Raw genomic sequence first — 10,447 nt, forward strand, 5'->3', positions numbered from 1 at the left:
ACCTCGATCAGACCAGGCACGACGTCTCCGTCGGGGCTGACGGGAGCAGTGTCTGTGACAGTGCCGAACTCAGTCCCGTTGCGGAGGGCACCCGTGCCCGCGTAGGTGACCCGAGTGGCTGCGGTGCTACTGATGATGTCCATGGGTGAAACAGTATCGGTGTGAGCGTGTAAACGCAACACAGCCCCGCACCTCGGGTGAGGGCGAGGCTGTGAAGGGGGGGCTCAGTAGTCCCGTGAGATCCGCATGAGAGCAGCAGTCCGACGAGGGGTGGGAAGGTCTTTGTAGCGGGCTGGGACACTGAGCAGGCTCTCTCGGACGCACGAGATGGAGCCGTTGCGCGCGGTGTAGACGTGGAGCACAGCCTCGTCACGGACAAGTTTGAGGGTGCCGCTGATCGGCCACGAAGGGGCCCAGCCGTTCTCAGCAGCAGCGGTGAGGATCTCTTCGGTAGCGGTGATGCGCTTCGTTGTCATGAGTGAAACAGTATCGGGGTGAGTGTGTAAACGCAACGCAGCCCCGCTCCTCGGTTGAGGGCGGGGCTGTGAAGGGGGGCGGAGGGTCAGGGCTTGTTGCTCCCTGCGGCGTGCTTACGGAGAGTTCCTCCCGTTGTTGGGAAGACCCATCCACCGCACGTCGCGCACTCACGACGGGCTGCGGACTCTCCGCCCTGGGGCTCGGGAGCTGACGTCCCCCACTTGACGGCGGACGTTCCTGGGCAGCGGTTGGTAGGCATGAGCAAACAGTGGCGGACTGAGCGTGTAAACGCAACGCAGCCCCGCACCTCGGGTGAGGGCGGGGCTGCTGAGGGGAGAGTCAGGGGCGGGGCTCGGTGCCCTCTTCGAGGCCACGGTTGATGTACTGCGCGAGGTCGTTGTGCATCTCGCAGAGCACGCGAGACTCTTCAGTGCGCTCAGGGTCGATCCAGCGCAGACGTTTGTTCGTGTAGAGCGTCTCCTGCTCTGCGTCCACGGCGTCGATCGCAGCGCGGGACAGGGCCTGGGCCTCGGTGCCGTAGAAGTAGGAGCGCCACCGGGCACCCTCGATGTTGGAGATCCGAGCGGACTCACGGAGTGCTGCAAGCTTGGGGGAGATCGTCTTTGCCATGAGTGAAACAGTATCGGTGCGTGCGTGTAAACGCAACACGGCCCCGCCCACCGAAGTGGACGGGGCGTGTACGCGCGGCGCTGAGGAGGTCGCCGGATCAGGGGGTGGGTTCGTCGGAGAGTGCGTGGGGCATCTCTGGGGCTTGGATGCCTTGGTCAGCCATGCGGTTTCGGAGGAGCGCGATGTAGAGCCGCGCCTCGTACTGCCAGGTGGCGAGCTTGCCGCCGAGCTGCTCGGCTCGGTCGACGCGCTCCTTGAGGTCGGCGATCTCAGCCTTGAGACTCTTGAGGCTGATCGCCTTCCATCCGTTGATGCCGACGAACACCGCGCCGATGAGAACGGCGATGGCTTCGAAGTCGAGAGTCACGCTGCTCCTTTCGGGATGTTGACGTAGGAGTCTCGGCAGGCCTTCTGCAGGAGCGCAAACACGGTCGCGAGGACCGCGGCGATGACTGGCGAGGGCGGTTGCATCGCGAGGGCGGAGAACCACAGCGCTATCGCGTAGCCGGCTGCAATAGCCTGCCCTAGAAGATGGGCGATGACGAGGCCTCGCCCGAGGAAGGTGCAGATGAGCAGAAGTACGCCGATGGAGCAGAAGCCGACCGACCAGAATGGGCCGATCTGTTCAATCTGCTGGACGATCCCGATCTGACCGGGCAGCGGTGCACGGCGCGCGTACCGGTCAGGCTCGGTGTACGCGAGGCCGAGGAGCACGAAGACGATCCCTGACCACAGGCTCATCGTCGCGCGTGGCTGGTCGGTTGCCTTCACGCGGAGATGTCCGAGCGTGTGGGCCCACGCGGGGAGTCGCAGACGCGAGAGCCCCGCGAGCACCTTCACTCCTTCACTGCGTGGCGCCCGTAGGCGTCAGCGAGAGGTGCGTTCGTCTTGACGTAGACGAGGATCGGGTTGGCGATGAGCAGAGCTGCGGTAGCGGCGACGCCGACCTTGGCGAGGGGACCGTCGGTGAAGACGGCGGCTGCGGAGGTCAGCAGTGCGACGGCGGCGGTCAGCGCGGCGACGACGGCCTTGGTGGCTTCGGGCAAGGTGTACCCGCCGGGGAGGGTCATCACGCGGCCTTCGGGACGAAGACGATCTCGGCGATCGCGGCCTTGGCGCCACGCTCAGCAGCAGCTTCGAGAGCGGCCTGGTCGGAGACGCCGCTCTGCGCCGCGGTGAGAGCTGAGACGACACCGGAGATCACGCCGAGCTGTTTGAGCACGCCGCGGTTCGGGTCGACGATCCAGTTGCGGACCTCCGAGCTGATCGTTGCGGAGCTCTGCGCGGTGCTGAGCGTGTCTCGCAAGATTCTGTCCTGGTCGGGAGTCAAGTCGTCTACCTCCGTGGGGTTGGTGGTGACGCCGGCTGCGAGCCCGAGGACGTAGTCCCATGGGAAGTTCGGGCCGGGGTCGGTGTGGTCGCCGTCGCCGGTGGCGCGGGCGTAGTCGCCGTGTCCGATGACGCCGGCGACGTGGTTGCGAATCTCCGCGTCGCTGGGACGCCGGAGGGGGATGCCGCGACGCCGCGCAATCTCGGAGATACGCGCGGCGAGGGTGCGGAGCATGAAATCGTGTGAGAGCCACTCGGCTCGGGACCACTCGGCGAAGCCCGTCGTGCAGAGGTGGACGCCGAAGGCGTTGGCTCCGAGGGCCGACCATGACTGCGAGGACTCATAGATCGTGAGCGTCTCGGAGTCGTCGTCAAAGAGGTAATGGTATCCGACGGCGGAGGAAGATCGGCTTGTGAAGGAAGCGAGGCTCTCGTCAGTCCTTGCACCTTGAGCAGTGTGAATGAGAATCCAGAAAGGGTTTCTCAGAGCAGGTCCGTTGTTCGGTGAAAGAACGGTTCGCACGCTGCCTCCTTACTTGGTGTAGGTGATTCTCAGTCGCGGTCGGTTGCCGGCGGAAGCGCCATTGTCGGCGAAGCGTCCGAAGTATTCGCCGCCAGTGCTGGGGCCGGGGCCGGTGACAACACCGCGGTAGCTGCCGGTGCGCCAGTTGTCGGCTGCGTATCCGGTGAGGTCTACCCATTTTCCGGTTGATCGGGCCCATCCGCCGACGCGGAGCTGGTCGGGGTTGATCGGTCCGGACCACGTTGCGGGGATGCCGGTGTGGCCGTGGAATCCGATGATGCCGGTGCCGCCGGCGTTGTTGTACCAATGCTCGGCGTGCAGGTAGACCTCAACGCGGTTGACGGTCGCACCGCTCAGTGATCCGGTGACATCGGAGAACAAGATTAGCCCGCGGGTGTTGCCGTTGTAGCCGTCGTCGCCCTGGTAGACACCGGCGTTGGACATTTGGTTTCCGGAGCCGTCGTAGGACTTGTAACCAACGGAGGCGAACTCGGTCGTGTACTGCGTCCGCACCGGCTGCGGGTTGGGTGGAGGCGCGGTTGTCGAGCCGCCGGCGGTCCCGCCGAGGGTGTTGACCTTAGCGACGTTGGGCAGGATAAGCCCCAGGTCAAGAATGGTGATTTTGACGTCCGGACCCGCAACGTGAATAGAGCCGCCGTTGATCGCCGCCGCGGACAGCACGACGCGCCTACCCCCCGCGGCAGGGTTGTACCATGTGTAGTTGATGTCTTGGCCCTCGAAGAAGCCGTCGGGCGGGGTGACATCCTTTCGGTAAATCTCGGGGATACCATAGGTGCCGCCGTCACGAAGAATGAACACTGCCCGACCGCCGGAGACAGAGCTGGCGAACTTGATGTCGGACACCAATATCTGATAAGCGTGGTTCGCTTCCGCGGTGAACGCCACCTCGAACAGGCCGTACTCGCCGACGATGTTGGGCTGCGAGATGTCGTACTGGCCGAACGCGACCCATCGGGTAGACCTGTCAAAGAAGCTGGTGAACTTCCGGCCCATGATGGTGGGCTCCTCGGTGACCGACAATCCGGCGAACGCGCCCCGACCGTTCTGGTCAATGGCGGCTAGCAGGCGTGAGCTCGCGTCGGTGATGCCGAAGTAGTCGCTCCCGTTGCCGCCGAGGCTGACCACTTGGTCGGGTTGACCGTCACCGTTGCTGTCGGGGCGGAAGACGTAGAAGCCTGTGGGGGTCATGCGCGCGTGTGTGCCGTTGGGGTCGCCGGCGATGATGGTTGTCGCCAGCACGATCACCGTTTCAAGAAGGGCCGCGGAGACGGTGCCGGTGACGATGACGTCCCGGGCGACGAGGCTTTGCGGTTGGATCGAACCGTTGCCGAGGGCGCGGGCAGCCCAACCGGTGCCCGACCACGTGTAGGCCTTGTTTCCGGCGCTGGTGTCGTACCACAGGCCTTTCATGGTGGAGGTGAGCCCGGTCGGCGGGGTGCCCTGCGCGAAGACCTGTGCGCGCCCGTCAGCCACGCCGCCGGCGATGTCGGCGGTGACGGCGGCGGCGTCGGCTACCTGCTGTGCGGTGATCGCCTTTGCCAGTGCCGCGCTGATTCCCTGGTCGGCCGCGAGCTGCCAGCTCGTGCCGATCCAGCGCAGCGTTTCGTACTGGATGACGCCGGCGGTCGTGGCACCTTCGCGAAGCCACAGGTCACCGATCGCGGGCTCTGTGCCGGCAGCGACGGGGTCGTCCTTCCCGAAGAAGATGGTGGTGCCACCGATCTTGGTTAGGTCGATGCCGACGTCGGCGGGGGTGAGGGCGGCGACCTGCACGGGCCCCACAACGACGGACGGGGCAGAGAAGCCGCCGGAGGCGGAGCGGGCGGTGAGACGGACGTAGTAGTTGGTTTCGGGGACCAGGCCGACGACGACAACCTCGCCGCCGCGCGGGCTTTCAATGGTTGCTCGCAGGGTCTCAAACAGGAGGCCGGTGAGGTCGGCGGTCAGGCTGACGTGCACCTCTACGCGCGTGAAGTCCATGGGTGCCACGGCGCCGGCGTCGGCCCACAACCCATCCCAGCGCACCATGAGCGTGCCCTGCGAGCTGGCGGCGGACGGGGCGCTGGGCGTCGGGGGCGGTGGCCCTCCGAGGGAGGTTGAGCCGTGGGTGCCGTCGTGCTGCTGGCCGGTCTGCCCGACTAGGTTCCCGTCGGCGTCGTACTCGCGGATAGCGCCGTTCTCGATAGAGCGGCGACTCATTGAGGACGTGCGCTCAACCGATGTCAGTCGTCGTTCAATCTCGGAGACCATCCGCGCAAAGCGATCCACTGATTCGGTCATTACGAGGCACCTCCGTAGAAGAATGAGTCGGATCGAGCTAGGGACAGAGAAGCGGTGTGCTCGTCGGTGAGTGACCACCCGATGACGCGGCACCACAGGTCGACGTCGCCGAGCCACGGGACGGTCGCGGAGATAAGGATGTCGTCGCCGAGCTGCCACGAGCCGATCTGAGCGTTGGGGTGGTCGATGACGCTGATCGACGTGACCTCTAGCTTGCCCATTCGGTAGCGCAGCTCTTCGGCGATGAGTGCGTCAAGTCGGCTCGTCTCGACTACGGCCTTGTCGGTGTAAACGGCGACGCGACGTAGGCGGTTATTCCTCACCGCAGTCGCGCGGTGAAGGACTGCTCGCCCTTCGCCGGCGCCGATGCCGTAGACCTCGTTCGCGAAATCGTCGCCGGTGCCGGTAAAGGCGATGACGGATGAGACGTTGTCGCCTTGCACGAAGGCAAGGTCATCTCGTCGGCGACCGACGCGGGGATACACGAAGTTGACGCGGTGACGGATGACGTCGCCGTCCCAGTAGTGGGTCTCGGTGAAGTCAAACGGCGCGAGCTTGGCGAGAGCAGAAATCTCAGTGCCGCAGTCCTTTGCCGTCCAATAGTTGAGCTCGTAGGGAGAGGCTTCGACGGTGGTTCCGGTGGCGATGACCTGGCCGGTTCTGGGGTCCAGGTTCGTACCGTCTCCGGAAAGCGCGGGTGTGCCGAGTATTGTCTTGGTCGGATCTGCGGTGACTGTGACGTTGAGGTTGGAGTCAGGAAAGGACTGAGCGTGCCGCCACAGCTCTTTGACAGCATTAGCCGGGTCAAGGTTGATCTCGCTGTACTCACCGAGGTAGGGGATACCGTTGGGGTAGGTGGTGAAGCCGGCGGCTTCGATCCGCCACTCGTCGTCGGAGAAGTTGGATGAGATGATGATTCCGCCCCAGCGGATCTCTCCGTCGGCTTCGGCGTAGATGAAAGTTCCCCACTCTTCGATCACGAGAGTAGAGCCGTCGGGGTTGCGGAGGAGCTTGTCGTCGGGTGAGATTGTGCCGGTGAGGGAGCCTGCGCCAGAGAGAGCCCAACTGAGACCGTCACGCTTTAGCGGTAGGTCCCAGTCAAGGATCTCTCCGGAAAGCGCGCGCTGAATGATGTAGCGCCACGCCATAGGTCAGGCCGCCTTTTCGAGGAACTCGACATCGTAGAGGATCTGTGTGCCGATATCTGCGCGCATTGGCCCGGTGCCGTCGATCAGTTTCGCTTGCACGTTGATGCCGTTCACGTTGCCGCGCATGTTTGGGGGAATAGGCACGGTGCTAGAGGCGACGTAACTTTTTCGCGATCCGTCGGGGACCTGCTCGTTGAAGTAGGTCTCGGCGGTCGCCACGCTGCCGAAGTTGGCGCGAATGACACCACCGACCGCGGTGTTCGCGGTGAAGAGGCCTGTCACGTCAACGCGGATCACAGCCGCAGTCGCCCACGACGGAACTGCGATGTACTGCGCCGGGGTGATTGGGAAGACGACGAAGCTGTACGAGCTCAGATCGTTGGGTGCCGGTGCACAATCCTGGCGGCTGTGCGTCCGGGACGTGCGCGGCCGAGCCACGGTGCGAAGGTCGGTAATCATGGAGTCAGTGATCGTCGCGGTCGAGGCAGGAATGTTGATGCGCGCGAGCGGGATCGCGGTGTAGCCGAGATTCAACTCAGCGACGCTCGTCGTGCCTGCTGGAACATTCGAGATGACACGAGTGAAGATGTAGGGCCCGGTCGTGGGTGTGGCAGGAGCCGCCCACGGCTCGCCGGCCATGAACGGATCTTCGACGCGAGCGACGATGAGGTCAGTACGCGAAGCGCCAGACGTGGTAGCGGCGATGCTGACGATGTCTTCGCTCGGGTTGCGGGCTGTGTATGCCTGCTGCGCGCCCCCAGAGGCACGAGAGAGGATCGAGCAGCCACCGGGCATGACGCGGACGGTTGAGCCGGGCGTAGGGCGTGCGTAGACCTTGAGGTCGGTCGCGTTGATGATGCCCTCAGCGCCGCCGAGGGCGGTGAAAGCGAGCAGCCGGGCAACTTCGGGAGTGTGCTGTGCGCCGCCGCCGACGAACCAAGGAACAGAGTCCCACATAGTGTGTCCTTACTTAGATCGAGGGGTGCGCGGACTGCCAGGAGAGTCGCGCGTGGGAAGTGCCGGTTACGTCAAGGCCGCGAAGAGCGAGCTCGTAGGAGCCCGGAGGAATAGAGGCCTTGGAGAGTCGCGTTGATGTGCGGAAGAAGTGGCCGGGGATAGACCCGATTCCGTTGAGGATCACGGTGCGCTTCCACGAGCGGGTGTCGATGACAATCGTTTCGTCGTGATTCAGAGAGTGATTCAGCTCGAAGCGGAAGAGCCCGACGACCTCGACGATAGGGTTGGTGATCGGGCCGAAGATCGTCACGACAGGCCACACGGGCAGGTCTGAGTCCACAGTGAGCCCGATAGAGCGGTCGGAGGATTCCGTTGTCGAGAGCGGAGAAGCGAGAGGCGCGATGAGACCGCCGGACGCGGAGGGGACGAAGTTGATGTAGACGTCGTTTACGGTCGCGCCGTAGAAGACATCGTCGACGCAGGCGAAGTCAGCGACCACGGTTGAGAGGCCAGACTTTGCGGAGGTCTGGTTTGGCTCGAAGCGGCGAGGGCGCCCGTAGGAGACGAGCTCGCGGCCGGCGTAGTTGCTTCGCAGCTCAGCGACCGCGCCGGGAGTGCTGCGGATCGTGTCGGCTCGCCAGGCTCGCGCGACTGCGGCGACGTTGGCCCTGACGTCGGCCTCACCGTTGCCCCGGACGCCGAGCTCGAAGGCGATCGTGTGACCACCGCGGAAGTCAGAGCCGAAGCTCACGCCGTCGGTGCGGGCCCGCGCCCCGTCAGCGACGCGAAGCTCGGAGTCGCTGACGGAGGGCGTGGTCATGTTGAAGATAGGTGTTTCGTAGGAGCCGAAGACGATCTCGGTTCCGGGGTAGGTCAGGCTCCACTCATCGGCGCGCACTAGAACCTCCTCGTCGAATCACGCGGAGCCGGTGGTTGACTTCGGTGAGCTGGTCGCGGGTGCTCGCGCCGGGTTCGGCAGCGATCGTGAGAGAACCGATGAGCGGCCCGGAAGCGCCGCCGTTGGCGACGAGCGTCTTGAACATCCGCGTCTCTTCCGGGTCGAGGACGGCTTCGGGGCGACCGGAACGGTTGACTCCGGTGTGCCCGCTCTCAAGAATCCCGCCGTTGTCGTAGAGCTTCGGGTCGAAGAGCCCGCCACTCTTGAAGCCCGGGGGAACCCAGTGGACGTGGTTGCGGTGCTCTGCCGAGGTCGCTGCGCCGTAGTTGAGCGGGCGACCGTTCTTGAGGTCAGGCCGGTCGTCGCCGATCCCGTCGTAGATGAGCTCGCGGGAGTTGGGGAACGAGTCGTGAATCCAGCGGTTCATCGCGGCGAGGTACGGGTGACCGGCTCCGCCGGCGCGACCAACCTGGCCGAGGTCGACGGCCTGGCCCTGGCCGTGATAGCCGGGGTCGCCGGGGCGGAAGCCGGAGTTGAGGTTGGCCTGCGGGAAGGCCTTGAGGACTGTCGCGAACGCGGCCTGGTAGCCGGCGCCGCTGAGGACGCCGCTGCCGGGTGCGGCAGAGGGTCCGGCGCCAGCGGCTAGGGCGCGGGCTGCGATGTCCTTGAAGAGGGCAGCGGAGGCCGCGACGACGCTCGTGACCGTGTTGTCTCGGACGGTTCCCACGTCGGCTCTGGTCGATGATCCGGTGTTGAGAGCCTTCTCGGAGAAGATGCCGCCGACCGCGTAGCCGGGGAGCTGGCCGGTCTGGTTGATCTCGTTGAGGTTGCCGAGCCCGAGCTTGCGGACGCTGTCGGCCTTGACGACGAACTCGCCGTTGGAGAGCCGCGCGTTGATCGAGTCTGAGGTGCCAGAGCCGGGGCCGAACACAGCGCCACCGCCGGCGCGGGTGAGGGTGCCACCGAGGACCTTCTGCCCGAGTGCGCTGAATCCCTCGGGATAGGTGACCTTGCCGGTCGTGTCGACGTTGACCTTGACGTCTTCGTCTTCAATCCCGGTTAGTGACTTGTTGACGTCGTCGCGGAAGGTTCGGAATCCTTCGGCGGCGGTAGTGAGCTTGTCGCCGATGCCGGGAATCCAACCGAAGGCAGAGGCGGCGGTGTCAAGGATCTTCTGCGCGAAGAGGAGAAAGACGCCGACAATGGCGGCGAGGCCAGTGAGGGTGACGGACTTGACTAGGTCCCATATTTTCATGAAAGCGCCGCGCATGAACTCTCCGAGCTTGACCATTCCCTGACCGAGTACGCCTTCAAACTTGCCGGGCAGCTCGCGGAAGAATCGGACTGCGTCAACAACGAAGTCGACGATGCGGAGAATCATATTCTTGAGGATCGTCCCGAACGTGCCGACTAGGCCGGGGCCTGCGGACATAAAGCCTTGGGTAAACCTAGAGAACATTCGTCCGATGAATCCCATAACCGGGTCGATGAGGCTCTTGAAGGTATTGAGCAGCCACCCCAGCAACTTGCCGATAATAGGGATCTTGGCCAGAATCTCTGCGATCTTGCCGATGAACTTGGCAGGCATAAAGGCGATGGAGAGAACACCCATTAGCACGAGGAACCAGTTGTCGGCGATGAAGCCGAAGAAGCTACCCATGTCAAAGGACAGGATTCCGGTGACGAGCCCGAGGAGCAGAGTGGGAACCTGCTTGCCGAGCTCTAGGGCGAGCTCTCCCCAGTTGACACTGCCGATGAGGTCCTTGAGGACGTTGAATAGTCCGTCGGCGCCGACGACGAGGCTGTCGAGGATCGCGGCGATTGCCTTGCCGATGGGACTGCCGAGGCTTGAGAAGTCGCCAGTCTCGATGCCCTTCTTGAAGGCTTCTACGATGGGGGCGCCGAAGGTCTCAAACTGAGAGACGAGTGCCGGCAGAATCGCGGAGACGTCAACCGTGATGTTGGATGAGATCGCGGAAGACAGTGCTGCGCCGAACTCTTCGGCCTTCTTCTTCACTGCGTCAAAGGTGTCTCCGGCGGTCTTCGCGAGAGTGTCGAAGCCGTCGTTGATGTCCTGTAGCGCGGTAACGATCGGGCCGCCCTGCGCGAGCGGACCAGCGGAGAAGTCTCCGGTCGTCAGGATCGTGAAGACCTGCTTCGCGGCGTCAGTGATGAGGCCGAGCT

Annotated in this window: 11 protein-coding genes; all 11 read right to left on the minus strand. The window is 64.3% G+C overall.

Features of this window, described 5'->3' with window-relative positions; translation table 11 throughout:
* Positions 1–224 precede the first annotated feature (224 nt).
* Positions 225–476, minus strand: a complete 252-nt coding sequence (locus H7290_RS02370; protein WP_290512413.1) for a hypothetical protein — start codon at positions 474–476, stop codon at positions 225–227.
* A gap of 340 nt (positions 477–816) precedes the next feature.
* The gene (locus H7290_RS02375) at positions 817–1,107 is read right to left on the minus strand and encodes a hypothetical protein (RefSeq protein WP_290512414.1); all 291 of its coding nucleotides are present in this window, start codon (positions 1,105–1,107) and stop codon (positions 817–819) included.
* A 97-nt stretch (positions 1,108–1,204) separates the two neighbouring features.
* Entirely contained in the window at positions 1,205–1,474 is a 270-nt protein-coding gene (locus tag H7290_RS02380) for a hypothetical protein (protein ID WP_290512415.1), read from the minus strand.
* Positions 1,471–1,941: a hypothetical protein gene (locus tag H7290_RS02385; protein ID WP_290512416.1), complete on the minus strand. Its 471-nt coding sequence runs from the start codon at positions 1,939–1,941 to the stop codon at positions 1,471–1,473. The genes H7290_RS02380 and H7290_RS02385 overlap by 4 nt, the downstream gene beginning before the upstream one ends.
* Positions 1,942–1,943: 2 nt before the next feature.
* Complete coding sequence (locus tag H7290_RS02390) at positions 1,944–2,177, minus strand: hypothetical protein (RefSeq protein ID WP_290512417.1); 234 nt, start codon at positions 2,175–2,177, stop codon at positions 1,944–1,946.
* The gene (locus H7290_RS02395; protein ID WP_290512418.1) at positions 2,177–2,959 is read right to left on the minus strand and encodes an N-acetylmuramoyl-L-alanine amidase; all 783 of its coding nucleotides are present in this window, start codon (positions 2,957–2,959) and stop codon (positions 2,177–2,179) included. The genes H7290_RS02390 and H7290_RS02395 overlap by 1 nt, the downstream gene beginning before the upstream one ends.
* A gap of 9 nt (positions 2,960–2,968) precedes the next feature.
* Positions 2,969–5,260 carry a hypothetical protein gene (locus tag H7290_RS02400; RefSeq protein WP_290512419.1) on the minus strand — a complete coding sequence of 764 codons (2,292 nt, stop codon included), beginning with the start codon at positions 5,258–5,260 and terminating at the stop codon, positions 2,969–2,971.
* On the minus strand, positions 5,260–6,408 hold the full coding sequence (locus H7290_RS02405; RefSeq protein ID WP_290512420.1) for a hypothetical protein: 1,149 nt from the start codon (positions 6,406–6,408) through the stop codon (positions 5,260–5,262). Before H7290_RS02405 ends, H7290_RS02400 begins: the two co-directional genes overlap by 1 nt.
* Positions 6,409–6,411: 3 nt before the next feature.
* Positions 6,412–7,365: a hypothetical protein gene (locus H7290_RS02410; RefSeq protein WP_290512421.1), complete on the minus strand. Its 954-nt coding sequence runs from the start codon at positions 7,363–7,365 to the stop codon at positions 6,412–6,414.
* 13 nt (positions 7,366–7,378) lie between these two features.
* On the minus strand, positions 7,379–8,263 hold the full coding sequence (locus tag H7290_RS02415) for a hypothetical protein (RefSeq protein ID WP_290512422.1): 885 nt from the start codon (positions 8,261–8,263) through the stop codon (positions 7,379–7,381).
* On the minus strand, positions 8,250–10,447 hold a 2,198-nt coding region (locus H7290_RS02420), incomplete at its 5' end, for a hypothetical protein (protein WP_290512423.1). The genes H7290_RS02415 and H7290_RS02420, both read right to left, overlap by 14 nt.

This window comes from Aeromicrobium sp., from assembly GCF_014378035.1.
Classification (GTDB): domain Bacteria; phylum Actinomycetota; class Actinomycetes; order Propionibacteriales; family Nocardioidaceae; genus Aeromicrobium.

What these genes read in the sequence shown, in the direction of transcription:
- H7290_RS02370 (WP_290512413.1), bottom strand. Translation starts at nt 476, where the DNA reads ATGACAACGAAGCGCATCACCGCTACCGAAGAGATCCTCACCGCTGCT.
- H7290_RS02375 (WP_290512414.1), bottom strand. Translation starts at nt 1,107, where the DNA reads ATGGCAAAGACGATCTCCCCCAAGCTTGCAGCACTCCGTGAGTCCGCT.
- H7290_RS02390 (WP_290512417.1), bottom strand. Translation starts at nt 2,177, where the DNA reads ATGACCCTCCCCGGCGGGTACACCTTGCCCGAAGCCACCAAGGCCGTC.
- H7290_RS02400 (WP_290512419.1), bottom strand. Translation starts at nt 5,260, where the DNA reads ATGACCGAATCAGTGGATCGCTTTGCGCGGATGGTCTCCGAGATTGAA.
- H7290_RS02405 (WP_290512420.1), bottom strand. Translation starts at nt 6,408, where the DNA reads ATGGCGTGGCGCTACATCATTCAGCGCGCGCTTTCCGGAGAGATCCTT.
- H7290_RS02410 (WP_290512421.1), bottom strand. Translation starts at nt 7,365, where the DNA reads ATGTGGGACTCTGTTCCTTGGTTCGTCGGCGGCGGCGCACAGCACACT.